This window comes from Rhodoferax sp., assembly GCF_010365055.1.
Taxonomy (GTDB): Bacteria; Pseudomonadota; Gammaproteobacteria; order Burkholderiales; family Burkholderiaceae_C; genus Rhodoferax.
The window spans coordinates 12,725-38,570 of the sequence record NZ_JAAFHA010000033.1 but is presented as its reverse complement, the minus strand read 5'-3'; the positions used below and the strand labels follow the sequence as shown (position 1 = coordinate 38,570).

Sequence of the window (25,846 nt, the reverse complement as noted above, 5' to 3'; positions counted from 1 at the left end):
AGGCGGTGGCCGACCTCATGGTGGCGCAGGGCAGCGGCGTGATTCTGAACGCCAGCTCGGTGGTCGGCATTTATGGCAATTTTGGCCAGACCAATTACGCGGCCACCAAGTTTGGCGTGATCGGTTTCACCAAGACCTGGAGCCGCGAGCTCGGCCCCAAGGGCGTGCGCGTCAACGCCGTGGCACCGGGCTTCATCACGACGCCGATGGTGGCGGCGATGCCCGAGAAGATCTTGCAGGACTTGCAGGCCAAAGTGCCGCTCCGGCGCCTGGGCCAGCCCGAAGAAGTTGCCAACGTCTACGCCTTTTTGGCCAGCGACGAGGCCAGTTATATCAACGGCGCGGTGATTGAGGTGTCGGGCGGCATGTCGCTCTGAGGCGCCAGACGTAAACACCAGCGCAGGTCCGCCATCGCATGGCCTAGCGCTGGGCAGACCCCTTCGCGTGCGGGAGATGGCGGGCCACGAGAGGACTCGACCGCGAACTGCCTCGCGGGTATGATGAAAAACATGGCTGATACAGTAGCTAACACCCATGGTCCTGCGAACCTCGGTACGGTCGTCGCGGTGCGCGGCAGTGTCGTGGATATCCGGTTTGATGACCAACTGCCGTCAATCCACACCGTACTGCGCGCGGATGACGGACGCATCATCCTTGAAGTGCTGGCCCAGCGCGATGCGCAGCATGTGCGCGCGATTGCCTTGACGCCCACGCAAGGTCTGGCGCGCGGCATGCCGGTGCAAGACACCGGCGGGCCGCTCAAGGCGCCGGTGGGGAAACAAATTTTGTCGCGCATGTTTGACGTGTTTGGCCATGCCATCGACCGCCAGCCAGAGCCCCCCGATGTGCAGTGGCGTTCCGTGCACCGTGCACCGCCGCCGCTGGCAGCGCGTTCGACCCAATCCGAAATTTTCGAGACCGGCATCAAGGTCATTGACGTGCTGCTGCCGCTGGAGCGCGGCGGCAAGGCCGGGCTCTTTGGCGGCGCAGGGGTCGGCAAGACCGTGTTGCTGACTGAAATGATCCACAACATGGTCGGGCATCAGGAGGGCGTCAGCATTTTTTGCGGCATTGGTGAGCGTTGCCGCGAAGGCGAAGAGCTTCACCGCGAAATGAAGGCCGCCGGGGTGCTGCCCAACATGGTGATGGTCTTTGGCCAGATGAACGAGCCGCCGGGTAGCCGTTTTCGGGTCGGCCACGTGGCCTTGACCATGGCCGAGTATTTTCGGGACGACGAACACCGCGATGTGCTGCTGCTGATCGACAACATCTTCCGCTTTATCCAGGCCGGCTCGGAAGTGTCTGGCCTGATGGGGCAAATGCCGTCGCGTCTGGGCTACCAGCCCACCATGGGCACGGAGCTCTCAGGCTTGGAGGAGCGCATTGCCAACACCGACAGCGGCGCCATCACCTCGATTCAGGCGGTGTATGTACCGGCCGACGATTTCACCGACCCGGCGGCTGTGCACACGTTTTCGCACCTGTCGGCGTCCATCGTGCTCTCGCGCAAGCGCGCCAGTGAAGGACTTTATCCGGCGATTGACCCGCTGCAATCGAGTTCCAAAATGGCCACGCCGGGCGTTGTGGGCGAGCGCCATTACGCGCTGGCGCAGGAAATCCGGCGCACGCTGGCCCAATATGCCCAGCTGAAAGACATCATTGCCATGCTTGGGCTGGAGCAGCTGTCGCCGCAAGACCGCAACGTGGTGGGGCGCGCGCGCCGGCTGGAGCGGTTTTTGACCCAGCCGTTTTTCACGACCGAGCAGTTCACTGGCATGGTGGGCAAGCTGGTCAGCCTGGAAGACGCGCTGGACGGTTGCGAACGCATCCTGCGCGATGAGTTCAAAGATTTGCCTGAGAGTGCGCTCTACATGATCGGGAAGATTGACGAAGCCCGGGCCAAGCAAACCGAGACGGCCGACACCCATGAACCTTAAGATTCTTCTGCCTTTCAAGGTGTTTGCCGAAAAATCAGGCGTGTCGCGCATCGTCTCGGAAACCAGCGCTGGCTCTTTTGGTTTGCTGCCCCACCGGCGCGATGGCGTGGCGGCGCTTGAGCCTGGCATCCTGGTCTACGAGACAGCGGCTGAGGGCGAAGTTTTTGTGGCCGTCGACGGCGGCGTGCTGGTCAAGACAGGGGCGGACGTGCTGGTTTCAGTGCGGCGGGCCATGGGCGGCGCGGACCTCGGCCAGTTGCGCCAGGCGGTGGAGCAAGAGTTTTTGGCGCTGGACGAGCATGAGCAAAACGTGCGCTCGGTGCTGGCGAAACTGGAAACTGGTTTTTTGCGTCGCTTTGCGACGTTTCAACATGACTGACAAGTCCCGGAAAACTGTGAAAAAGAATGCGGGCCTGGCCGAGCAGGTCGGCGCCAAAGCTGCGCGCAAGCTCAAGGCACAGCGCAACGCCACGCCGGGCGTGTGGTCTGGCCTGGGGGTGATGGGACTGGTCGGCTGGTCGGTGGTGGTGCCAACCCTGCTGGGCGCAGCGCTGGGCCTCTGGCTGGACCGCCGCTATCCAGGCGGGCGCACCTGGACGCTGGCCCTGCTGATGGCCGGCCTGACACTGGGCTGCTTGAATGCTTGGCACTGGGTGAGCAAGGAAGACCAGGCCATGCGGGAGGAACAGGAAAATGATGATGAATGACACACTGACCCTGGTGCTGGCAGGGCTCGCGGGTGCGATGCTCGGCGCGTTTTTTTTCGGTGGCTTGTGGTGGACCGTTCGCAAGAGTCTGGCCTCTGCCAAGCCCGGGCTTTGGGTGTTTGGCAGTCTGCTGCTGAGGATGGGTGTGACGATGACCGGTTTTTATTTTGTCTCGGGCGGCGACTGGCGGCGCTTGCTCAGTTGCTTGGTCGGGTTTGTGATAGTGCGCCAACTGGTGACGCGGCTGACCCGTTTTCCTGAAGAAAACCAGCCGCGCCAGCCACAGGAGGCCCGCCATGCACCTTAGTCCCGATGAAATCGTCTTCTGGCAATACGGGTTTTTCAAGCTCAATGCCACCATTGCTTACACCTGGGCACTGATGCTTTTGCTGACGGTCGGCGCCAAACTCATCACGCGAAAACTCTCCACCGATCTCACGCGCTCGCGCTGGCAGAACCTGCTGGAGATTGTGGTAACCGGCATCGAGCAGCAAATTGCAGATGTCGGCCTGCGCCATCCACGCCAATACATCGGCTTTCTGGGCACGCTGTTTCTGTTTGTCGCCATGGCCAGCCTGTGCACCGTCATTCCCGGCTACGAGCCGCCGACCGGTTCGCTGTCCACCACGGCCGCGCTGGCGCTGTGCGTGATGGTGGCCGTGCCGTTGTTCGGCATCGAGGACCAGGGCTTGGGCGGCTACCTCAAGTCCTACCTGAAGCCGACCGCCATCATGCTGCCGTTCAACATCATCAGCGAAATCTCGCGCACGCTGGCGCTGGCGGTGCGCCTGTTTGGCAACATGATGAGCGGAGCCATGATCATCGGCATTCTGCTGAGCATCACGCCCTTCATCTTTCCCATCGTGATGACGGTGCTGGGGCTGCTCACGGGCATGGTGCAGGCCTATATTTTCAGCATCCTGGCGGCGGTTTACATCGCCGCTGCCACGCATGTGCGCAAGCCCAGGCCCAAGCCTGAGCCGGTATCCGACATTTAAACCTCAACTTCAGCAAAGGATTCACTATGGACAGTTTGACAATTATCGCGGTGGCCTCCATCGTCATCGCCGGTATCACCACCGGTTTCGGCACCATGGCGCCGGCTTTTGCAGAAGGGCGGGCGGTCGCGATGGCGCTCACCGCCTTGGCGCAGCAGCCCGACGCCTCTGCCACCATCACCCGCACCCTGTTTGTCGGTCTGGCGATGATCGAATCCACCGCGATTTATTGCTTCGTGGTCTCGATGATTCTGATTTTTGCCAACCCGTTCTGGAACCACGCCATCGCCCTGGTTGCCGGAAAGTAAGCCATGCTTTTTGACTGGTTCACCTTTGGTGCACAGACGCTGAACTTTCTCGTGCTGGTGTGGCTGATGAAGCGCTTTCTTTACAAGCCCATCCTTAACGCCATCGACGCGCGCGAGAAGCGAATCGCCTTGGCCCTGGCCGACGCTGCCTTGAAACAAGTGGCAGCGCAAAAGGAGCGCGACGCGTTTCAAAAGAAGAATGAGGATTTTGACCGGCAGCGCAGTGAATTGCTGGGACGGGCCAAAGACGAAGCCAGGGCCGAGCGCCAACGCCTGCTGGACGAGGCGCGACAAGTGGCCGAGACCTTGCGCACCAAGAAACAAGACGCCTTGACCCGCGAGTTGCAAACCCAGCATCAGGACATCGCCCGCCGTTCGCGCGAGGAAGTGTTTGCCATTGCCCAAAAGGTGCTGACCGATCTGGCAGGGTTGAGCCTGGAAGAGCGCATGGGTGATGTGTTCACACAGCGCTTGCGAGCGCTCGACGATGCGGCAAAAACGGGGCTCGCCGAGGCACTCAAGACATCCATCAACACGGTGCGCGTGCGCAGCGCCTTCGAGCTGTCCTCAACCCAACGAGACGACATGCAACAGGCGCTCAATGAGTCGCTCTCGTCTGACATCAAGATTCAGTTTGACACCACGCCGGAGCTGATCAGCGGCATCGAACTGACAGCGAACGGCTGGAAGGTCGCCTGGAACATCGCAGATTTTCTTGCGTCACTGGAGCAGCGCATTGGCGACTTCACCAAGGAACCGTCCGACGGCCAAGTCCATGCGGTCGCATCAACATACGCGCCAGAGAAAGCCTCATGAGCGCACCCTCCGACAGCCTGCAAGGTGTCATTGAGCGCAGCTTTTCAGCCTTAAGTCACGGGCGCGAAACGTACCAAGTGCACTTGAGCCCGCAGGAGGTGGGCACGATCACCAGCGTTTCCACCGGCATCGCCATGGTGTCCGGCCTGCCGGGTGTGGGGTATGACGAGCTGCTGAAGTTTCCCGGCCAGGTGTTCGGCATCGCCTTCAATGTGGATGAGACCGAAATTGGCGTCGTGCTGCTGGGCGACTATTCGCGTCTGCAGGCGGGCGATAAAGTCGAGCGCACTGACCGGGTGATGGACGTCAGCGTGGGCGACGGCTTGCTGGGCCGGGTGATTGACCCGCTGGGCCGCCCGCTTGACGGCCTGGGGCCGGTGGCCACCAGCGCACGATTGCCCATTGAACGCCCCGCCGCGCCCATCATGGACCGTGCGCCGGTGACGGTGCCGCTGCAGACCGGCCTGAAGGTGGTTGATGCCTTGATACCGATCGGGCGCGGCCAGCGCGAGCTGATTCTGGGCGACCGGCAGACCGGCAAGACGGCGATTGCGATTGACACCATCCTCAACCAGCGCGGCCAGGATGTGGTGTGTGTTTATTGTGCGATTGGCCAACGTGCGTCGGCTGTGGCGAAGGCGGTCGCCGTGCTGAAGGCCAAGGGCGCGCTGGCCTACACCGTGGTGGTGGTCACCGAGGGCAATGACCCGCCGGGCCTGGCCTACATTGCGCCTTATGCCGCCACCAGCATCGCCGAGCATTTCATGGAAGCGGGCCGCGACGTGCTGATCGTGTACGACGACCTCACGCAGCATGCCCGCGCTTACCGCGAGCTCTCGCTGCTGCTGCGCCGCCCGCCGGGGCGCGAGGCCTTTCCGGGTGACATTTTCTACATCCACTCGCGTCTGCTGGAGCGCGCGACCCATCTGCGCGAGGAGCGCGGCGGTGGTTCGCTCACAGCCCTGCCGATCATCGAGACAGAAGCGCAGAACATTTCTGCCTACATTCCGACCAACCTGATCTCCATTACCGACGGTCAAATTTACCTCTCGCCCGCGCTGTTTGAGCTTGGCGTTCTGCCTGCTGTGGATGTAGCCAAATCGGTCTCGCGCGTGGGCGGCAAGGCGCAGCGCGCCTCTTACCGCGCGGTGGCCGGCGACCTCAAGCTCGCCTACGCGCAGTTCGAGGAACTGGAAACCTTTGCCCGCTTTGGGGCCAGGCTGGACGAGGACACCACCAAAATCATCGAACACGGGAAGCGCATTCGGGCCTGCCTCAAGCAGCCGGAATCTGCGCCGGTGGCAGTGGCCGCCCAAATTGCGGTGCTGATGGCGTTGAGCGAAAAGCTTTTTGACAGCGTGCCGCTTGACCGGATGATGGATGCCGAGCAGGCCGTACGCGAGGCCGCCGCCAAGCTGCCCGACGAGGTGCAGGCGCGCTTCGATACCGCCGACAAAATGAGTGACGCAGACCGGGGGGTGATTGTCCAGATCGCCCGCACAGCGCTTGCCAGCTTTCAGCCCGAGGCGGCACCCCAAGCTGAAACGGACAGCAGCGCCCAAACCGGGCCGGCCGACAAGGACTCGGCATGAGCGACACCACCGCCAGCCTGAGCCGCAAGATTGGCACGGCCGGTGACCTGCAATCCGTTGTGCGCACGATGAAGGCGGTGGCGGCCAGCAGCATCGGTCAATACGAGAGCGCCGTGCGCGCGCTGGATGATTACTACCGCACCGTGCAACTGGGGCTGGGCGCGTGCTTGCGCGAGATCGAACGGCCAACGCCAGCGCCAGCGCCGCGCAGGGAAACCGGGCCCATCGCCGCCGTGGTGTTTGGCTCCGACCAAGGCCTGGTCGGCCAGTTCAACGACATGATGGCCGATTTTGTCGTCAAAACGCTGGGAGATTTACCGGGTGTAAAAACCGTCTGGACGGTCGGCGAGCGCATCCGCTCAAGGCTGACGGAGACGGACTTGGGCTTAAGCCAAAGCTTTATCCTGCCGGGCTCCATTGGCGCGATCACGCCCCTGGTCGGGCAGATTCTGATCCAGATTGAAGCGCTTCGTGAAAAAGCTGAGACCACGCGGGTCATCGTTTTTCATAACAGCCCCCACGCCGGGGCGATTTACAGCCCCGTCTGCCAGCGCTTGCTGCCACCCGACGAAGCCTGGCGGCGCAAGTTGACGGTGATGGCCTGGCCGACCCAAATTTTGCCGGAGGTCGTGGGTGACGCGGCGGCAACCTTGCTGGCTTTCGTGCGGGAATACCTGTTCGTCTCGCTTTTCAGGGCCTGCGCCGAATCCCTGGCCAGCGAAAACGCCAGTCGGCTGGCCGCCATGCAGCGTGCTGAAAAAAATATCGATGAACTGCTGGAAGACCTGAACCGCTCGTTTCACCGCCTGCGCCAAAGTGGCATTGACGAAGAATTGTTCGATGTGATTTCCGGGTTTGAAGCGCTGACCAGCGCCGCTCCACGCTCATAGCGTGTCGGCACCGTCGGCTCACAAAGCGTCATCGCAGCCCCTGGCCGCGTGCCTCAGGAAATCTTGGTCGGCTCGTGACGATTCAGGATTTCCATGATTCCTGGAACTTCCGTTGTCGGAACCTTGACCATGACCAGCATCGTGGCATCGTCGCTCGTTATTTTTTCGCTCGGAAGGCCGCCATTGATCAGTTCGTCGACAACGTTGGTGACGGCGGCTTTGTTGGCATAGGTTGCCGTGATGGTTCTGAACATGAATTTCTCCTTCTGGTTGGTTGTGAATTCAAAATGCAGATCGTCTTTCGAGTCTTTCGAACTCAGGCAATCGTCGGTATCCTGCGCAGCTTCGTCTGTGCGATGGCGCACCCAGGACCATCGAATCCGTGCGAGGCAGCCTGACCCTCAAACACAGTACCTGCCGAAACGAGAGCCGGGAACGGCCTTGCGTGCTCATGATGGCGACCGGGTGCCGGGCAATTTTTTCTCGCGGCCGTCCAGTGCCTGCCGGATGGCTGCGAGGATGAGCCGTTCCGACAGCGCTTCATCAACTCCGGGCACGTCCCACCCAAAGATGGCCCGGTACTTTTCGACCAGGTCATTGACATCTTCTTCCAGTTGGGCGCGGTGCGCCTCCAGTTCCAGCTGTTCAATTTTTGGCATGCTTGCTTTCTTTCATTTCGCGGCGTTCCAGCGCCAATTGCGAACCTCGGGCATGTCCTGCCCGTGCGCCCTGATGTACCGCTTGTGTTCAACGAGTTTTTCGGCCAGTTTGACCTTCAACGCGGCACCTGCGGCGCCGGTCTGCGGCAGCCGATCAATGGTGTCCATCACCAAGTGGAAGCGGTCCAGGTCGTTCAGCACCGTCATGTCGAAGGGCGTGGTAATCGTGCCCTCCTCCTTGTAGCCGCGCACATGGATGTTGTTGTGGTTGGTGCGCCGGTAGGTCAGCCGGTGGATCAGCCAGGGGTAAGCGTGGAACGCGAAAATGACCGGTTTGTCACGCGTGAACAGTGCGTCAAAGGCCGCGTCCGCCAGGCCGTGCGGGTGCTCGCTCGGCGGCTGCAGCTTCATCAGGTTGACGACATTGACAACCCGGATGTGAAGGTCAGGCAGTTCTTCGCGCAGGATCTGAACGGCGGCCAGCGTCTCCAGCGTCGGCACGTCGCCGCAGCAGGCCATGACGACTTCGGGATCGGCATCGTCCGGTTCATGCCCGGCCCAGTCCCAGCTGCCGATGCCGGCGGCGCAATGCGCGACCGCCTCGTCCATCGTCAGCCATTGCGGTGCCGAGTGTTTGCCCGCGACCACCACGTTGACGTAATGGCGACTGCGCAGGCAGTGATCCATCACCGAAAGCAGGCAGTTGGCATCGGGCGGTAGATAGACGCGAACGACTTCGGCTTTCTTGTTCACCACGTGGTCGATGAAGCCCGGGTCCTGGTGCGTGAAGCCGTTGTGATCCTGGCGCCAGACATGCGAGGCCAGCAGGTAGTTCAACGAGGCTATTTTGCGCCGCCAGGGCAGTTGCGCGCTGACTTTCAGCCACTTGGCGTGCTGGTTGAACATCGAGTCGACGATGTGGATGAAGGCCTCGTAGCAATTAAACAGTCCGTGCCGGCCGGTCAGCAGGTAGCCCTCCAGCCAGCCTTGGCACTGGTGTTCGCTGAGCATCTCCACGACTCGGCCTGCGGGCGCCAGCCATTGGTCGCCCGGGGCGGTGGCGGCGTCCCACTGGCGGTTCGTCGCTTCGAACACGGCCACCAGGCCGTTGGAAACAGTCTCGTCGGGTCCGAAGACGCGGAAGTTGCGCTCGGTGTCGTTGAGCCGAGCCACGTCGCGCAGGAACGGCCCGAGCACGCGCGTGTCGCCGATGCCCAGTACACCGGGTGTGGGCACGTCCGCTGCGTATTCGCGAAAGTCAGGCAAGTGCAGGTCTTTCAGCAGCAGGCCGCCATTGGCGTGGGGATTGGCCCCCATGCGCCGCTGCCCGCTTGGCGCCAGCGCAGCAAGCTCAGGTTGCAGGCGTCCTTGCGCGTCAAAGAGTTCTTCTGGACGATAACTGCGCAGCCAGTCTTCCAGCAGCTTCAGGTGACCCGGATGCTCAGCCGGGTGCAGCGGCACCTGGTGTGAGCGAAAATTGCCCTCGATGGGCTGCCCGTCGACCTGCTTCGGCCCGGTCCAGCCCTTGGGCGAATTCAGCACGACCATCGGCCAGCGTGGACGCTCGATTTGCCCCTGCTGGCGTGCCTGGCGCTGAATGTCCTGGATCTCCTGCACCGCCTGATCGAGCGCCGCCGCCATCAATGCGTGCATCGCCTCCGGTTCGTGCCCTTCCACGAAGATCGGTGTCCAGCCACAGCCCCTCAGGTACTGATCCAGTTCCTCGTGCGTGATGCGTGCCAGCACCGTCGGGTTGGCAATTTTGTAGCCGTTGAGGTGCAGGATCGGCAGCACCGCGCCGTCGGTGGCCGGGTCGAGAAACTTGTTGGAGTGCCAGGCGGTGGCCAGCGGCCCGGTTTCGGCCTCGCCGTCGCCGACCACGCAGGCGACGATCAGTTCAGGGTTGTCGAAGACGGCGCCGAAGGCATGGCTCAGCGAGTAGCCCAGTTCGCCGCCCTCGTGGATCGACCCCGGGCATTCGGGCGAAGCGTGGCTCGGGATGCCGCCGGGAAACGAGAATTGCCTGAACAGCTTTTTCAACCCGGCCTCGTCGCGGCTGATCTCAGGGTAGACCTCGCTGTAGCTGCCCTCCAGGTAGGTGTTGCCCACCACTGCGGGGCCGCCGTGGCCGGGGCCCGAGACATAGATCATGTCCAGGTCGTGGGCTTTGATGACACGGTTGAGGTGCGCGTAGATGAAGTTCTGGCCCGGTGTCGTGCCCCAGTGCCCGAGCAGCATGGGTTTGACATCGGCCAGGCTCAGTGGGCGCTTCAGCAGCGGGTTATCCCACAGGAAGATCTGGCCGACTGAGAGGTAGTTGGCGGCGCGCCAGTAGGCGTCCAAGTTCTGGAGTGCGGTCTCGGCAGGAGAGTGTCTCATAGGCATACGTTAGGCCTGGAGGGACGCCTGCGTCTGTTCGCTACCGCACGAAGTGTCGCCAGGGCTGCCTCCCCGTGCAAAGTGGACCGCGACCACCGCCTGGGTGCGGCAACGCACAGACATCCCGGCTGCGCGGCCACAGAATGCCTGATCCCGGATCAATGGCCGATTCCGGTTGACGTTGCGCGCCCAACGCCACGAAAACAAACTGGGGTCGACGACGACGGCCGGCCCTCAAAGGAAGAACAGCATGTTGCGAAGCCTCAAGGAACTCGAAAAATGCACCATCGGTGCAACCGACGGCGACATCGGTCAGGTGAAGGATCTCTACTTCGATGACCGTGCCTGGGTGGTCCGCTACCTTATCGTCGACACCGGATCGTGGTTGTCGGGCCGCAAAGTGCTGATCTCGCCGATTGCCATTGAAAAGCCCGATTGGCCGGCGCACAGGCTGGCGGCTATGACTACCCGGGACCAGGTCAAGAACAGCCCTGACATCGACACCGACAAACCGGTGTCCCGACAGCACGAGGTGCAGTACCTCGGCTACTACGGCTACCCCACTTACTGGGGCGGCGCCGGGCTGTGGGGCGCAGGCATGTATCCATTCGCGACCGTTCCCGGCCAGGCCGAGCTCCCGCTTGGCGTGGCTGCGCGGCAACGAGCGATAGCTGGTGCCGACGCCGAGCGCGAGCGTCACCGCGACGACGACCCCCACCTGCGCAGTTGCGAGGCCGTTGTCGGCTACCACATCCACGCCACCGATGGCGAGGTGGGGCATGTGGAGGGGTTCTTGGTTGACGATGAGACATGGGCCATTCGCTACATCGTCGTCAATACCAGCAACTGGTGGATCGGGCACAAGGTGCTGATCGCCCCGCAGTGGATTGGCGGCATCCAATGGTCGGATGAGTCCGTGACGGTCGATCTGAGCCGCGACGCGGTGAAGGCTGCGCCCACCTACGATCCGCCGACTGATCTGGACCGGCAACGCGAAACGAGCCTGTACACGCACTACGGTCGCCCCCCGTACTGGACGGCCGACTCGAAGCGCGAGCACGACATCTGACGCCAGAACCGTCAGGGCCGCGCCATGACCCCACTGACCCTGCAGTTGCTGTCGAACCGGCGCGAAAACGTGATGATCGTGCGGTCCCACCGAAGAGGAGCATGAAGATGCAGATTGGCATGATTGGACTTGGCCGCATGGGCGCCAGTATGGTGACCCGTCTGTTGCGTGGTGGCCACGACTGCGTGGTCCACGACCAGGAGCCCGAGGGCATGGCGCGCCTCGCTGCGCTTGGCGCCATGAGCGCTGCGTCATTGCAGCAGTTCGTTGGCCGGCTGCAGACACCTCGCGCGGTCTGGCTGATGGTGCCGGCCGCGGCCGGCGACGCCGTGCTTGAACAGCTGACGCCCCTGCTGCAACCGGGCGACATCGTCATCGATGGCGGCAACTCGCATTACCACGACGACCTGCGGCGCGCTGCGGCCTTGGCGAAATCAAACATCGCCCACGTGGACGTCGGCACCAGCGGTGGCGTCGCTGGCCTAGACTGCGGTTACTGCTTGATGATCGGCGGCGGCAAGGACATCGTGCAGCATCTCGCGCCCGTGTTCGCCACGCTCGCACCTGGCGCTGGCACCGCGGCGACGACACCCGGGCGCCACGCGGGCGGCAGCTCTGCCGATCAGGGCTGGCTGCACTGCGGGCCGCATGGCGCGGGGCACTTCGTCAAGATGGTCCACAACGGCATCGAGTACGGCGTGATGGCCGCCTATGCCGAGGGCATGAACATCCTGCATCACGCGAATGTCGGCCTGCGCGACCACGCCATCGACGCCGAAACGACGCCGTTGCGCGAACCCGCGCACTACCAGTACGAGCTGGACCTGCCCGAAATCGCCGAGGTCTGGCGCCGCGGCAGCGTGATCGGCTCGTGGCTGCTTGATCTGACCGCCGCGGCACTGGCGGCCGACCCGGCGCTGGACGGCTACGAAGGCCGCATCTCCGATTCCGGTGAAGGCCGCTGGACGGTGCAGGCCGCCATCGACGAAGCCGTGCCCGCGCCTGTGTTGAGCGCTGCGCTGTACGCCCGCTTCAGCTCGCGCGGCGAAGCCGACTTCGCCAACCGCGTGCAGTCGGCCATGCGCCATGAATTTGGCGGTCACGTCGAGGAACCAGCCCCGACCCCAGGATCAGGCACATGACATGAACCCCGACCCCACCTGAACCAAGGACTGCACGCATGAATGCCACGCAAGCACTGCATCAGCTCGGCCAGAGCCTCTGGCTGGACAACATCACGCGCACGCTGCTGCAAAGCGGCACCCTGGCACGCTACATCCAGGACCTGTCGGTGACCGGCCTGACCTCGAACCCGACGATCTTCGAACACGCCATCGGCGCGGGCGACAGCTACGACGCCAGCATCCACGTGCTGCACGACGCGGGTCTGGCGGAAGAAGAACTGTTCTTCGAGCTGGCCCTGGAAGACCTGACGCAGGCGGCGGACCTCTTTCGCACCGCCTTCGACGCCAGCGATGGCGTGGACGGCTGGGTGTCGCTCGAGGTCTCGCCGCTGCTGGCTGGCAACGCCGCACACACCATCCAGGCTGCGAACAGGCTGCACCGCAAAGCCGACAAAGCGAACCTATTCATCAAGATTCCGGGCACGTCCGAGGGCCTTGAGGCCATCGAGGAAGTGATCTTCGACGGCGTGCCGGTCAACGTCACGCTGCTGTTCTCGCGCGAGCAGGTGCTGGCGGCCGCCGAGGCCTATATGCGCGGGCTCGAACGCCGACAGGCGGCCGGTCTTGACCTGAAGGTGGCGTCGGTGTTGTCGCTCTTCGTCAGCCGCTGGGACGTCGCGGTGAAACAGGAGGTCTCGCCACCCTTCCACAACCGGCTCGGTATCGCCATCGCCATGCGCACCTACAAGGCCCATTGCGAACTGCTGGCGACTGAGCGCTGGAAGCGGCTCGCAGCAGCCGGTGCACGCCCGCAGCGCCTGCTCTGGGCCAGCACCGGCACCAAAGACCCGGCGGCGCCGGACACGCTGTACATCCAAGCGCTGACCGCACCCGGAACGATCAATACGCTACCGGAGAAGACCTTGCTGGCCTTCGCCGACCACGGCCGGGTCGAACGCGCGCTGCCGCCCGACGGCGGTTACGCCGAAGCCGTGATCGAGGAGTTCCACCGCGAGGGTGTCGACGACAACGCCCTGGCCGCCCGGCTGCAGCGCGAGGGCGTCGCTGCCTTTGCCACCTCCTGGCATGCCTTGCTGACGCGCATCCGCGAGAAGAGTGCGGCACCGGCAGCGCGGCCATGACCGCGCACACACAGACGGACCTCGACCTACAGTGCATCAACACGTTGCGCACACTGGCCATCGACCAGGTGCAGAAGGCGAACTCCGGTCACCCCGGCACGCCCATGGGCGCTGCGCCCACGGCGTACTGCCTGTGGCAGCATTTCCTGCGCTTCGACCCCGAAGACGCCGCATGGCCGGACCGTGATCGCTTCGTGCTGTCGGTCGGCCACGCGTCGGCGTTGCTGTACGGGCTGCTGCACCTGTGCGGCATAAAGTCGGCGACGAGCCTGGACCCCACGCGCGAAGGTCTGGCGGTGACGATGGCCGACCTGCAGCGCTTCCGCCAGGCCGGTAGCCGTTGCACAGGGCATCCGGAGCATGGCTGGACGACCGGCGTCGAGACCACCACCGGGCCGCTGGGCCAGGGCGTGGCCACCAGCGTGGGCATGGCCATCGCTCAAGCCTGGTTGGCAGCCACCTACAACCGCCCCGGCTTCACGCTGTTCGATCATCGCGTGTTTGCGCTGGCCGGCGATGGCGACATGATGGAAGGCCTGAGCGCCGAAGCGGCGTCGCTCGCCGGGCACCTGAAGCTGGGCCGGTTGTGCTGGATCTACGACTGCAACCAGATCAGCATCGAAGGCTCGACGGACCTGACCTTCACCGAGAACGTCGGCGCGCGCTTCACCGCCTGCGGCTGGCAGGTGCTGCAGGTGCTTGATGCCAACGACATTGAGGCCGCGGCGCTCGCTTTGAAGACCTTCGAGGCCAGCCGTGACCGTCCGACCCTGGTCATCGTGCACAGCCACATCGGCTTTGGTGCGCCGCACAAGCAGGACAGCGCCGCGGCCCATGGCGAGCCGCTGGGCGTGGACGAGGCGCGCGCGGCCAAGCAGTTCTACGGCTTCGATCCCGACGCGAGTTTCGCCGTGCCCGACGGCGTACGCGAGCATTTCAGCGCGCACTTCGGTCTGCGTGGCGCTGGCGCGCACGAGGTGTGGCGCGCCCGCTTCGCTGCCTACCGCGCGGAGTACCCCGAGTTGGCGGCGCAGATCGACCAGATGCAGCGGCGCGAGTTGCCTGACGCCTGGGATACCTTGCTGCCGGTCTTCGAGCCAGATGCCAAGGGCCGGTCCACGCGGGACGCCTCGGGCCAGGTTCTCAATGCGATTGCCGCCCGCATGCCCTGGCTGCTGGGCGGGGCGGCCGATCTGGCGCCGTCGACCAAGACGACGCTGGCCTACGATTTCGCCGGCGACTTCGAGCCGCCATCGCCCGGCGGCCACAACTTCCATTTCGGCATCCGTGAGCATGCTATGTGCGCCGTGGCTAACGGCATGGCCCTGTCCGGCCTGCGCCCCTTCGCCGCCAGCTTCTTCGTCTTCACCGATTACGCCCGTGGTGCCATCCGCCTGGCCGCGATGATGGGCTTGCCGGTGATCTACGTCTGGACGCACGATTCGATTGCGATGGGTGAAGACGGCCCCACGCACCAGCCGATCGAACAACTGGCGTCGTTCCGCGCCATGCCCGGCATGGTGACGCTGCGGCCCGCCGACGCGAACGAGGTGATCGAGGCCTGGCGTGTGGTGATGGCGCTGCGTGACCAGCCCGCCAGCCTGGTGCTGTCGCGCCAGGCCCTGCCTACGCTGGACCGCAGTCGCTATGCGAGTGCAAAGGGTGTCGCCCGCGGCGCCTATGTGCTGGCCGATGGTGACGACGGCCCGCCCGACGTGCTGCTGCTGTCCAGCGGCAGCGAGGTGGCCCTGTGCATCGCCGCCTACGAGCAGCTCAAGCTCGAAGGGGTGAAGGCGCGCGTGGTCAGTATGCCATCGTGGGATATGTTCGAGCGCCAGGACGCGGCCTATCGAGAGCACGTGCTGCCCGAGGCCGTGGCGGCCCGCGTGTCGGTCGAGGCGGCCTCCGCCCTGGGTTGGGACCGCTATGTCGGCCCGCATGGCGAGGTCATGGCGATGCGCAGTTTCGGTCTGTCGGCACCGGGCGAGGTGGTTCAACAGCATTTTGGCTTTGACGTGGCCCATGTGCTCGCTGCGGCCCTGCGACAACTGGCCCTGCATGGCGCACAAGGCCCTGCATGACCGCCCGCACCACCACGACTTCCTGGGCAACTACGTCGACGACCTTGATCAGGTGATCGACATGCATGCGGTCCGCGATGCAATCGTGCTAATCGGCGTCGACCCGCTGGGCTGGGCTGGGACGGCCAGATCCGCATGGACCTGCCGTCTATCCACGCGATGAGTAGTCTGGTCGTCATCAAGGACCGCATCGAGGCACCAGCCACTGGTGAGCAGAAGAAGCGGCTGGCGGCACTGGCGTCGCCAGCATGAGCACTGCGTCGACCATGGCCACGGCCGAGCCCATGTCGCCGGTCGACGAGGCCATGCTGGACGGCCTTCAGCGCGCCGCTTTCGACTATTTCTTCGAACACGGCGGGGGCAGCAACGGCCTGGTGGCCGACACCTCGCGGCCGGGTTCGCACGCCAGCATCGCGGTCGTTGGCTTCGCCCTGTCGGCCTACCCGGTGGGGGTGGAGCGCGGCTGGATGACGCGCGCCGAAGCACTTCGGCGCAGCCTGTCCGCACTACGCTTCTTTGGCGACAGCGATCAGAGCGGCACACCTGATTCGACCGGGTACAAGGGCTTCTACTTCCACTTCCTGCACATGGACAGCGGCGCCCGCGCCTGGCGTTGCGAGGTTTCGCTGATCGACACCGCGCTGCTGCTGGCCGGGATGCTGACGGCGGCGGCCTACTTTACGGCTGCGACCGCGAACGAGGCCGAGTTGCGTACGCTGGCCGATGCGCTGTACCGGCGCGTCGACTGGTGCTGGGCGCAGCCCCAGGGCGCTGCCTTGGTGCACGGCTGGAAGCCCGGCCGCGGCTTTCTGAACCACGCTTGGAACGGTTACAGCGAGGCGTTGCTGCTCTACGCGCTGGGCCTGGGGTCGCCGACCCATCCATTGACCGCAGGCAGTTTCTCCTCGTGGACCTCTACCTATCAGTGGAAGAACCTGTATGGCATCGATCATCTCTTTGCCGGGCCGCTGTTCATCCACCAGTTCTCACACGCCTGGATCGACTTCCGTGGCATCCGCGACCGCTTCATGCGCGAGAAGGACTGCGACTACTTCGAGAATAGCCACCGCGCCACCTACGTGCAGCGCGAGTACGCAATCCGCAACCCGCACAGCTTCGTCGGCTACGACAAGGACGGCTGGGGCCTGTCGGCCGGCGACGGGCCCAGGACGGCGCGCCAGCGCGTGGCCGGGCGACGCCAGTCGTTCTACGGCTATGCCGCGCGTGGCGTGCCCTGGGGCCCCGATGACGGCACGCTCAGCGGCCCTTCGGTGCTGGCATCGCTGGCCTTCGCTCCCGAGATCGTGCTGCCGGCCGTGCGACGCCTGCTGGCGCGCGGCTCGCCACCCAGCGACCGCAGCGCGCTCGCCAGCGGTTACAACGACACGGTGCGAGGCGTCGGCAAGGGCGCCCCGGCAGGCTGGATCTCGGACGGCCGCTTCGGCCTCGACCAAGGCATGATCGTGCTGATGATCGAGAACGCCCGCTCCGGCCTTGTGTGGCGGCTGCTCAAGCGTTCGGCGGCAATCCGCACCGGCCTGCACCGCGCGGGCTTTCGTGGCGGCTGGTTGACTGAAGGCGGGCCGCCATGACACCGACACCACTTCGTCGTGCCCTGTCTCGGTCCAAGCTGGTTGCCAGGGCGCCGCTGACCCCTACGACCTGCTGGTCATTGGCGCCGGCACACCTTGTGCGCCAGCGCACAGACGGGGCGCCGACGAATGCGCATACTGGACATTCGTTCTCCGGGTACGCCGTTCATGGACCAGGCACCCGCCGAGTGTCCATGCTGTTGCCGGTCTTGCTGACCTGTGAGTAAGTCAAGCACGGCCCCGACATCGATACCGACAGGTCAGTCACCCGACAGCACGGGGTGCCGGCCGCAAACCAGAAGGAGATGCATATGAAAACCCCGAGGAGCCCATCATGAAGTTCACAATTCCCCTGCCGCTGCAACACGAACATGAGGCCCTGCATGAGGAGCTGCGTCTGGCCACACAAGCCGAGGGTGAAGTCGGCGAAGCGGCCAAGACGCTGGCGCAGCTGATGCACCCGCACTTCGTCAAGGAAGACCAGTTCGCGCTGCCACCGCTGGGGCTGCTCGCGGCGCTGGCGCGCGGCGAATGGAGTGCCGAGATGGCCGAGGTGCTGACGCTCACCGACCAACTCGAGGCCGAGTTGCCGCAGATGCTCGCCGAACACAAGGCCATCGTCGCCGCCTTGAACACCTTGCGCGATGCCGCCGCGCGAACGGGCCGCAGCGACATCGTCACCTTCGCCGAAGCCTTGACCGAACACGCGCGCACCGAGGAAGAGGTGATGTACCCGGCGGCAGTGCTGGTTGGCCAGGTGGTGCGTCAGCGCTTAAGCCCGCGCGCGCCGACGGCAGAGTGACACTGACGGCAATGCAGACCCCTGCCTTCTTAGACGGAGAGTCGGGGATCGGCAGCGCCGAATCGCTGGCCGACGCTCTCGACTACTAAAGCCAGTGCGCCCGCAACAACCTGTCCCAGCGCCGGGTGCCGCGCCCCCGGACGACCCGTCGCTGATCAACGTCGCCGACCTGGCCCTGACCCTCGGCACCGACCTGGAGCGCGGCCTTGGCGCCGGAGAGGCGGCCAAACGGCTGCATGCAGACGGCCCCAACGAATTGCGCGCGGTGCCCCCCGTGCCCGCGTGGCGGCGAGCGTTGGCGCAGTTGCAAGATCCGCTGGTCTACCTGCTGGGTGCGGCAGCGGCCGTGGCCGTGGCCGCCTGGTGGTTCGAAGGCCGGGGCCGACCCGGTGCAGCCGGCTGGCCGCTCGATGCGATCGTCATCGCGTTCGTGGTGGTGCTGAATGCGGTGCTGGGCTGGCTGCAGGAGGCCAAGGCGGCACAGGCGGTCGCGGCGCTGGCGAAGATGACCACCGCCACCTCGGCCGTGCTGCGCGACGGCGCCGTCGCCCGGGTGCCCAGCGCCGAGCTCGTCAAGGGCGACGTGCTGGTGCTTAGCGAGGGCGACGCCGTGGGTGCCGATGCGCGCCTGGCGCAAGCCGCCGCGTTGAAGCTGCTGGAGGCGCCTTTGACGGGCGAGAGCGAGGCGGTGCTGAAGGATGCGGCGCTGCTGCCCGGGCCCGCGGCGCTGGGCGATCGGCTGAACATGGTCTTCAAGGGCACGGCGGTCGCGCAGGGCACTGGGCACGCCATCGTCACCGCTACCGGCATGAAGACCGAGATGGGCGGCATCGCCACCCTGCTGGACACCACGCCCGACGCGCCGACGCCGCTGCAGGTTGAGATTGCGCACCTGGGCAAGGTGCTGGGCATCGCGGCACTGGCGATTGCCGGCGTCGTGGTGGCTACGATCCTGCTCATCTCCAACCTCCAGGGCGTGGCCGATGTCGTAACGGTGCTGCTGCTGGGCGTGTCGCTGGCCGTGGCCGCCGTGCCCGAGGGCCTGCCTGCGATCCTGTCGGTGGTGCTAGCGATGGGCGTGCGCCGCATGGCGCGCCACCATGCCATCGTCAAGAAGCTGGCCTCGGTCGAGACGCTCGGGTCGGCGTCCGTCATCGCGTCGGACAAGACCGGTACGCTGACGCGCGGCGAGATGACGGTGCAGCGGGTGATGACGGCCTCGGGGCGCAGCGACATCACCGGCGTGGGCTACGCCCCCGAGGGGCGCGCCGAGACGGCCGGTGCGGAAATGCCCGAAGGCCCGCTGCGCAGCGAGCTGCAGGCCGTGCTGCGCGGTGGCAGCCTGGCCGGCAATGCCCAACTGCAGCAGGATGAGACCGGCGCATGGACGATCCAGGGCGACCCGACGGAAGCTGCGTTTCTGGTGGCCGAACGCAAGCTGGGCGACCCGGACCAACGGGAGACAGGCGAGTCCGCGCTTGAGGCGAAGGAACGCTTCGAGCGCATTGGCGAGACTCCCTTCACCTCGCAGCGCAAGATGATGTCGGTGCTGGTGGTGGACCATGCCGACGGCGACGCGCATGTGCTCTTTGTCAAGGGCGCACCCGATGTGCTGCTGGCGCACTGCACCCACGCCCGCCAGGGCGAGGACACGGTGGCGTTCGATGCCGCCTTGCACGCGCAGGTGCTGGCCGACGTGGCGGCCATGACCGGTGACGCACTGCGCACACTGGCCGTGGCGCGCCGCACGCTGGCACCCGACGCGCAGATCCCGGCCGACGCGGAGGAGGCGGCCGCGCTTGAGCAAGGTCTGGAGTACCTCGGCACCGTGGGCATCATCGACCCGCCACGCGAAGAGGCGGCCGTGGCCATCGCCGAGGCCAGAGAGGCTGGCATCCGCGTGATCATGATCACCGGCGACCACCCGCGCACGGCAGCGAGCATTGCGGCTGATTTGGGCATCGCCAACACCGACGCCAGCGCCGGTGCACCGGTGCTCACCGGCATCGAGCTTGACAAGCTGGAGGACGATGCCGCCTTCACCGCCGCCGTGCTGCAGACCTCGGTGTTCGCCCGCGTGGCGCCCAGGCACAAGCTGCGCATCGTGAGCGCGCTGCAGAGCAGCGGCAACGTGGTGGCGATGACAGGTGATGGTGTCAACGACGCCCCGGCACTCAAGGCTGCCGACATCGGCGTGGCGATGGGCGTGGCGGGCACCGAGGTGACCAAGGAGGCGGCCCGCATGATCCTGGCCGACGACCACTTCGCCACCATCGTGCTGGCAGTGCGCGAGGGGCGTGGCGTGCTCGACAACATCCGCAAGTTCCTGCGCTACCTGCTGTCGTCAAACTTGGCCGAGGTCTTGACAGTGTTCGCTGGTGTGGTGGGGGCGGGTGTCATCGGCCTGAAGGCCACGGCCACCGGATCGGGTGGCGCGGTGGTGCTGCCGCTGCTGGCCACGCAGATCCTGTGGATCAACCTGATCACCGACACCGGGCCTGCGCTGGCCATGGGCGTGGACCCGATCGCCGACGACGTCATGGCGCGCAAGCCGCGCCCGCGCAGCCAGCGCATCATCGATGCCCGCATGGGGCTGGGTGTACTGGAGGGCGGCGTGGTGATGGCGGTACTGACCTTGCTGACGCTGGACCTGTTCCTGCCCGGCGGGTTGATCGAGCCGGTGGACGCCTGGCTGGGCGCCGGCCCGCACAGCCTGGAACTGGCGCGCACCGCCGCCTTCACGGTGCTGGTACTGACGCAGTTGTTCAACTGCTTCAACGCGCGTTCGGCCACCGTATCAGCGTTCCGGGGGGCGTTCTCGAACCATTGGCTGTGGGCGGCGGTGGCCTTGTCGGCGGCACTGCAAGCGGCTGTGGTGCACCTGCCTTTTCTGAACCAGGCCTTCGGCACGGTGCCGCTCTCGGCAGGCCAGTGGGGCGTGTGTGTGGCGATGGCCAGCGGGGTGCTCTGGTTCAGTGAAGGGCGAAAGCTGGTGCGACGACTCTGAACCCGGCGCGCGCTTGCGCCGCTCGCTCACAGAGTTTTGCCGCCGGGGCACATATGACCAGCAAGGAGTTCTCATGAAAATCGACGCCAATGCATTCAAACTCCGCGAGGGCGACGAGGTTGACCTCGGCCTTTGGGCGACGAACGTCAAACCGATTTGCAAGTCGAAGAAGGCGTACCGCAAACGGCTGGAGGACCAGGTCGATCAGCTCAGCGACCAGCAGCGTCTGCTCTACGCGTCGAACCGCCACGCCTTGCTGCTGGTGTTCCAGGCCATGGACACCGCGGGTAGCGAATGTGGTCGGTCATCTGAGCAACGGCGTCTCCGAGCCTGTTCTGCAGCGCGCCTTCGAGTACTGGCGCAATATCGACAAGAATATCGGCAAGCGTATCGCCGAGGCTGTCATCGGGGCTTGATCGAACCGTGGTACAAAAACAACCAATCGAAGTCAGTGCATTTGCGAGTACACATGGATGGGTAGACTGGCCCGAGAGTTGGGCGCACGCGTGGTGTGCGAAGCCGCCAACAATATTGTCGAGTAACTTTTAGAGGAAATATCATGATCAAAATATGGATTCTCGCTGCGAACAGCGGCAACGCCACCCTCTTTTCCGCAGACTCGCCGACGGCGCCCTTGACCGAGCTTGCGACCTTTGACAACCCCGATGCGCGCGCGAAGCAGATGGACCTCGTTAGCGACCGGCCCGGGCGCAGCTTCGACAGCCATGGCGAGGGGCGCCATGCGATGGAAGTCGAGGTCGATCCCAAGAAACAGGAGCAGATCCGCTTCGCCAAGTTGATCGCGGATCGGCTCGAGCAAGGGCGCGTGGACAATGCATTTGGGCGTCTCGTTCTGGTGGTCGCGCCCATGTTTCTCGGTCTGTTGCGCGCGAACTTCGGCGCACCGCTTAGTGCGCTGGTGTCTATGGAATTGGACAAGGATTACACCGCGCTACGGCCCGAAGAATTGCGCGCCCGGTTGCCTGAGCAACTTTAAGTGCGGCGCCGACAATAAACCGACCTCAATCACAGGAGGAAATCATGCACATTCAGATAAATACTGATAAAAACGTTGAAGGCTCTGATGCATTTGCTGATCAGACGAAAGACATAATTGAGAGCACGCTCAACCGTTTCAGCGAGCACATCACACGTGTTGAAGTGCATCTCAGCGACGAGAATAGCGACAAAGCCGACATCAACGACAAGCGTTGCCTGATGGAAGCCCGCCTCGAAGGTCGCCAGCCCATAGCGGTAACTCATCGGGCGGCAAACCCGGACCTGGCCGTTCGCGGCGCCGCCGAGAAGTTGAAGCACATGATCGAAAGCACCCTTGGGCGGCTGGATAATCATTAACGATCTTGGCGGCAAAAACAGTTGGAAAGAAAAGTCTCGACAGAAACAAAACTTCTTTAGACATAACTCTGGAGAGCCGCCATGCAAGATACGCCCATCAAGCCCCCGATCAAAGAACCGCCGCAGCCCATACACCCGCCGGTGATACCGCCCAAGCCGTCTCCCCCGCCGGGAAAACCACCCATCCCGCCCATTCCACCGGACGAGCCCATCCCTGGGGAGCCTCCCGACCCGGGGCGTCCGCCCGTGGAGCCACCGCCTCCCGATCGGGAACCCACACCGCCGCCGCTAAAGATGGCAAATAACGCCGCCGGATACCGGTGTTATTTCTTAGATATCCAAGGGAAGAAACGTCATGCCATACGACACGCTAGGCAATCTCCCGGAAAGTGTCAGAAACGTGCTGCCGAAGCATGCCCAGGAAATATACCGGGCAGCCTTCAATCACGCCTGGGATACCTATCAGAATCGCGCCGACCGTAGGAGCGATGCAAGCCAAGAGGAAACCGCGCACAAGGTCGCCTGGGCGGCGGTGAAACAGCACTATGAAAAGCGCGGTGATGACTGGCATAAGAAACCATGACGCTCTAACAGGAGAACATCAGATGACGAAAGACCTATCCCTTGTTCGCTGGTTTTCCGGCCTGAGCCGCGCCGACACCGCCATTGTTGGCGGCAAGAATTCCTCGCTGGGAGAGATGATCGGCAAGCTGCGCGTATCAGGTATCAATGTGCCCGGCGGTTATGCGACGACGGCGTACGCCTACTGGGAATTTCTTGAGGCGAACGAGTTGAAGGCGCGCATGGCCGCGAAGCTGGATGAACTCGACAAGGACGGGGGCAATCTTGCTAAGGTCGGCAAAGCGGTTCGTAAAATGATTCTGGAAGCGGATATTCCCGCGCCCCTGGCCGAGGCGATCACGCGCGCCTACCATGAGATGGCAGAGCACAGCGGACACAAGGTGGCAAGCGTGGCCGTTCGCAGCAGCGCCACGGCGGAAGACTTGCCAGAGGCGAGCTTTGCGGGACAACTGGAAACCTTTCTGAACATCCACGGCGACAAGGCGTTGCTCGAGGCCTGCAAGCGATGCTACGCATCGCTGTTCACCGATCGGGCGATCGTCTACCGCAATAATCACGGTTTCGATCACATGCGGGTCGCGCTTTCCATCGGCGTGCAGGAGATGGTCCGTTCCGACAAGGCCGGCTCCGGGGTCATGTTTTCCATCGACACGGAGACCGGCTTTCCACGCAGCGTGCTCATCAATTGCGCCTGGGGACTTGGCGAGCCCGTGGTTCAGGGCATGGTCGAGCCAGATGAATATCATGTTTTCAAGCCGCTGCTGGAGAGCGACACCCTGCAGCCGATCATCGAGAAAATCCTCGGCGGCAAGGCGCAGAAGATGGTCTACGCGCACGACGGCAGCGCCACCGCCAAGCTCGTCAACACGAGCAAGAAAGAACGCTCGTCTTTTGTCCTGGGCGACAAAGAGATTCTGCAACTGGCGCGCTGGGCCTGCACGATCGAAGCGCATTACGGCCAGCCGATGGATATGGAGTGGGCCAAGGATGGCGAAACCGGCGAGCTTTACATCGTGCAGGCGCGCCCGGAAACCGTGCAGGCGCGCAAGGATGCCGGCACGCTCAAGACCTATCGGTTGAAGAACAAGGGCCGCCGTCTCGTCACGGGATTGGCCGTCGGCGACTCCATCGCAGCGGGCAAGGTCTGCCGCCTGGAGAGCCCTGCCCAGATTGACCGCTTCGAGGAAGGCGCTGTCCTGGTGACCGGGATGACGGATCCAGACTGGGTGCCGATCATGAAGAAAGCCTCCGCGATCGTGACCGACCATGGCGGGCGTACCAGCCATGCCGCGATTGTCAGCCGCGAGCTGGGTCTGACGGCCATCGTCGGTGCGGGTGATGCAACCGGCGTGCTGAAGAACGGCATGGAGGTGACGGTGTCCTGCGCCGAGGGCGATGCGGGGCACGTTTATGACGGCATTCTCGATTTCGAAGAGCAGGCAATGAGCCTGGAGGATATTCCGCAGACTCGTACCCGCATCATGCTCAATCTGGGCAATCCATCGGCTGCCTTCCGCTGGTGGCGCCTACCAAGCGACGGCGTTGGGCTGGCGCGGATGGAGTTCATCATCGGCAATATGATCAAGATACATCCGATGGCTCTGGTTCATTATCAGGATATCAAGGATAAGAAGGCGCGTCGCCGCATCGCCGAGCTGACCATTGCCTACGAGGACAAGAGGCAGTATTTTGTTGACGCGCTGGCGCGCGGCATGGCGCGCATCGCTGCGGCCCATCACCCGAAGCCGGTCATCGTGCGCATGAGCGATTTCAAAACCAACGAGTATTCCCAGTTGATTGGCGGCGCGGAATTCGAGCCGAAGGAAGAGAACCCGATGCTGGGCTGGCGCGGTGCCAGCCGCTATTACAGCGATGGCTACCGCGAGGGTTTCGCCCTCGAATGCCGCGCGGTACGCATGGCGCGCGAGGAGATCGGCCTCGACAACATCGTCATCATGATCCCGTTCTGCCGGAGCATCGAGGAGGCCGACAAGGTGCTCAAGGTGCTGTCCGACAATGGCCTGGTTCGCGGCAGAAACGGCCTCAAGGTATACGTGATGGCCGAGATCCCGTCCAACGTTTTTCTCGCCGAACAGTTCGCCGGGCGGTTCGACGGGTTTTCCATCGGCTCCAACGATCTTACGCAGCTTGTGCTCGGCGTCGATCGCGACAGCGCTGTGCTGAGCAGCCTGTTCGACGAGCAAAATGAAGCCGTGAAGACGGCTATCGCCGAGCTGATTGCCAAGGCACAAAAAAGCAACACGCATGTCGGTATCTGCGGCCAGGCGCCCAGCGACCATCCCGAATTTGCACGTTTTCTGGTGGAGCATTGCATCGATTCCATCTCGGTGAGCCCAGACAGTTTTCTGGCCGTGAAACAGGTGGTTGCACAGGCCGAGCAGGATTTGGAGGACACTGCGGGAGCGCAGGCGGAGAAGGGCTTGCCGCCGGCCTCCAGCGCGAAGGCACCGCAGCTTTGGCCAAGTCATGGAGCGATCTGATGCACTGCATAGCGTCCCCAAGCGACGTGCTGTCCAAGGTCAAAAAGTCAAGTGCCCTGGCCGGCAATGCTGATTTACGCAAAGCTGATTTGCGTGGAGCCAATTTCGAAGGCGCAAATCTGCGTGATGCCGACTTGCGCGGCGCCCGCATCGATGCAAGCATCGGCTGGCTTGATGCCGATACGCAAGGTTGCAGGGGTTGCCCGGCCCACGGAATGCGTTGATGGACCGACGAGGTCGCCACCTGTTTGTTCGCCAAACATCAGACCAGTTCCGATCGTGCTGACCGACGAAAAGGACAACG

At 63.9% G+C, this 25,846-nt stretch carries 26 protein-coding genes; 23 read left to right on the top strand and 3 right to left on the bottom strand.

The features are described from left to right. The 10 genes from GZ093_RS09695 to GZ093_RS09650 form a co-directional block, all read left to right on the top strand. Positions 1 to 377: SDR family oxidoreductase (locus GZ093_RS09695; protein ID WP_296485349.1), on the top strand; the 377-nt coding region annotated here is incomplete at its 5' end. A gap of 132 nt (positions 378 to 509) precedes the next feature. After that, entirely contained in the window at positions 510 to 1,937 is a 1,428-nt protein-coding gene (atpD, locus tag GZ093_RS09690) for a F0F1 ATP synthase subunit beta (protein ID WP_296485348.1), read from the top strand. Further along, positions 1,927 to 2,316, top strand: coding sequence for a F0F1 ATP synthase subunit epsilon (locus GZ093_RS09685; protein ID WP_296485347.1), 390 nt, complete (start codon positions 1,927 to 1,929; stop codon positions 2,314 to 2,316). The genes atpD and GZ093_RS09685 overlap by 11 nt, the downstream gene beginning before the upstream one ends. Next, positions 2,309 to 2,644, top strand: coding sequence for an AtpZ/AtpI family protein (locus tag GZ093_RS09680; RefSeq protein WP_296485345.1), 336 nt, complete (start codon positions 2,309 to 2,311; stop codon positions 2,642 to 2,644). Before GZ093_RS09685 ends, GZ093_RS09680 begins: the two co-directional genes overlap by 8 nt. Further along, positions 2,637 to 2,951: an ATP synthase subunit I gene (locus tag GZ093_RS09675; RefSeq protein ID WP_296485343.1), complete on the top strand. Its 315-nt coding sequence runs from the start codon at positions 2,637 to 2,639 to the stop codon at positions 2,949 to 2,951. The genes GZ093_RS09680 and GZ093_RS09675 overlap by 8 nt, the downstream gene beginning before the upstream one ends. Further along, positions 2,941 to 3,642: a F0F1 ATP synthase subunit A gene (locus GZ093_RS09670; RefSeq protein ID WP_296485341.1), complete on the top strand. Its 702-nt coding sequence runs from the start codon at positions 2,941 to 2,943 to the stop codon at positions 3,640 to 3,642. The genes GZ093_RS09675 and GZ093_RS09670 overlap by 11 nt, the downstream gene beginning before the upstream one ends. Before the next feature lie 26 nt (positions 3,643 to 3,668). Next, on the top strand, positions 3,669 to 3,950 hold the full coding sequence (locus GZ093_RS09665; RefSeq protein WP_296485339.1) for a F0F1 ATP synthase subunit C: 282 nt from the start codon (positions 3,669 to 3,671) through the stop codon (positions 3,948 to 3,950). A gap of 3 nt (positions 3,951 to 3,953) precedes the next feature. Next, complete coding sequence (locus tag GZ093_RS09660; RefSeq protein WP_296485337.1) at positions 3,954 to 4,766, top strand: F0F1 ATP synthase subunit delta; 813 nt, start codon at positions 3,954 to 3,956, stop codon at positions 4,764 to 4,766. Beyond that, positions 4,763 to 6,358: an alternate F1F0 ATPase, F1 subunit alpha gene (locus tag GZ093_RS09655; protein ID WP_296485335.1), complete on the top strand. Its 1,596-nt coding sequence runs from the start codon at positions 4,763 to 4,765 to the stop codon at positions 6,356 to 6,358. The genes GZ093_RS09660 and GZ093_RS09655 overlap by 4 nt, the downstream gene beginning before the upstream one ends. Further along, complete coding sequence (locus tag GZ093_RS09650) at positions 6,355 to 7,248, top strand: F0F1 ATP synthase subunit gamma (RefSeq protein ID WP_296485333.1); 894 nt, start codon at positions 6,355 to 6,357, stop codon at positions 7,246 to 7,248. The genes GZ093_RS09655 and GZ093_RS09650 overlap by 4 nt, the downstream gene beginning before the upstream one ends. Before the next feature lie 53 nt (positions 7,249 to 7,301). Here GZ093_RS09650 and GZ093_RS09645 read toward each other — a convergent pair whose 3' ends face one another. The 3 genes from GZ093_RS09645 to GZ093_RS09635 form a co-directional block, all read right to left on the bottom strand. Further along, on the bottom strand, positions 7,302 to 7,502 hold the full coding sequence (locus GZ093_RS09645; RefSeq protein WP_296485331.1) for a hypothetical protein: 201 nt from the start codon (positions 7,500 to 7,502) through the stop codon (positions 7,302 to 7,304). Positions 7,503 to 7,697: 195 nt separating this feature from the next. Beyond that, a complete protein-coding gene (locus GZ093_RS09640) occupies positions 7,698 to 7,907 on the bottom strand; it encodes a hypothetical protein (RefSeq protein WP_296485329.1) in 210 nt (69 codons plus the stop codon). Between the two features lie 12 nt (positions 7,908 to 7,919). Beyond that, entirely contained in the window at positions 7,920 to 10,292 is a 2,373-nt protein-coding gene (locus tag GZ093_RS09635) for a phosphoketolase family protein (protein WP_296485326.1), read from the bottom strand. Between the two features lie 244 nt (positions 10,293 to 10,536). On the opposite strand from GZ093_RS09635, the gene GZ093_RS09630 reads away from it, so the two are divergent. The 13 genes from GZ093_RS09630 (at position 10,537) to GZ093_RS20840 (ending at position 25,766) form a co-directional block, all read left to right on the top strand. After that, positions 10,537 to 11,355: a PRC-barrel domain-containing protein gene (locus GZ093_RS09630; protein ID WP_296485325.1), complete on the top strand. Its 819-nt coding sequence runs from the start codon at positions 10,537 to 10,539 to the stop codon at positions 11,353 to 11,355. Positions 11,356 to 11,462: 107 nt separating this feature from the next. Then, the gene (gnd, locus tag GZ093_RS09625; protein WP_296485352.1) at positions 11,463 to 12,497 is read left to right on the top strand and encodes a phosphogluconate dehydrogenase (NAD(+)-dependent, decarboxylating); all 1,035 of its coding nucleotides are present in this window, start codon (positions 11,463 to 11,465) and stop codon (positions 12,495 to 12,497) included. A gap of 38 nt (positions 12,498 to 12,535) precedes the next feature. After that, a complete protein-coding gene (gene tal, locus GZ093_RS09620) occupies positions 12,536 to 13,621 on the top strand; it encodes a transaldolase (RefSeq protein WP_296485323.1) in 1,086 nt (361 codons plus the stop codon). Then, complete coding sequence (tkt, locus tag GZ093_RS09615) at positions 13,618 to 15,702, top strand: transketolase (RefSeq protein WP_296485321.1); 2,085 nt, start codon at positions 13,618 to 13,620, stop codon at positions 15,700 to 15,702. The genes tal and tkt overlap by 4 nt, the downstream gene beginning before the upstream one ends. 248 nt (positions 15,703 to 15,950) lie before the next feature. Next, positions 15,951 to 17,294: a glucoamylase family protein gene (locus GZ093_RS09610; RefSeq protein ID WP_296485319.1), complete on the top strand. Its 1,344-nt coding sequence runs from the start codon at positions 15,951 to 15,953 to the stop codon at positions 17,292 to 17,294. A gap of 334 nt (positions 17,295 to 17,628) precedes the next feature. Beyond that, positions 17,629 to 18,096, top strand: coding sequence for a hemerythrin domain-containing protein (locus tag GZ093_RS09605; protein WP_296485317.1), 468 nt, complete (start codon positions 17,629 to 17,631; stop codon positions 18,094 to 18,096). Positions 18,097 to 18,190: 94 nt separating this feature from the next. Then, positions 18,191 to 21,103, top strand: a complete 2,913-nt coding sequence (locus GZ093_RS09600) for a cation-translocating P-type ATPase (protein ID WP_296485315.1) — start codon at positions 18,191 to 18,193, stop codon at positions 21,101 to 21,103. 89 nt (positions 21,104 to 21,192) lie between these two features. Next, on the top strand, positions 21,193 to 21,519 hold the full coding sequence (locus tag GZ093_RS09595) for a catalase-related domain-containing protein (RefSeq protein ID WP_363260526.1): 327 nt from the start codon (positions 21,193 to 21,195) through the stop codon (positions 21,517 to 21,519). A gap of 143 nt (positions 21,520 to 21,662) precedes the next feature. Next, the gene (locus GZ093_RS09590) at positions 21,663 to 22,100 is read left to right on the top strand and encodes a host attachment protein (RefSeq protein ID WP_296485311.1); all 438 of its coding nucleotides are present in this window, start codon (positions 21,663 to 21,665) and stop codon (positions 22,098 to 22,100) included. 44 nt (positions 22,101 to 22,144) lie between these two features. Beyond that, entirely contained in the window at positions 22,145 to 22,459 is a 315-nt protein-coding gene (locus tag GZ093_RS09585) for an HPF/RaiA family ribosome-associated protein (protein WP_296485310.1), read from the top strand. A gap of 355 nt (positions 22,460 to 22,814) precedes the next feature. Further along, positions 22,815 to 23,042, top strand: a complete 228-nt coding sequence (chaB, locus tag GZ093_RS09580; RefSeq protein ID WP_296485308.1) for a putative cation transport regulator ChaB — start codon at positions 22,815 to 22,817, stop codon at positions 23,040 to 23,042. Positions 23,043 to 23,064: 22 nt separating this feature from the next. Continuing rightward, positions 23,065 to 25,542: a phosphoenolpyruvate synthase gene (gene ppsA, locus GZ093_RS09575; RefSeq protein WP_296485307.1), complete on the top strand. Its 2,478-nt coding sequence runs from the start codon at positions 23,065 to 23,067 to the stop codon at positions 25,540 to 25,542. After that, positions 25,542 to 25,766 (top strand): pentapeptide repeat-containing protein, encoded by a 225-nt coding sequence (locus GZ093_RS20840; RefSeq protein WP_363260523.1) that lies wholly within the window; start codon positions 25,542 to 25,544, stop codon positions 25,764 to 25,766. The genes ppsA and GZ093_RS20840 overlap by 1 nt, the downstream gene beginning before the upstream one ends. The last annotated feature ends 80 nt before the right edge of the window (positions 25,767 to 25,846 follow it).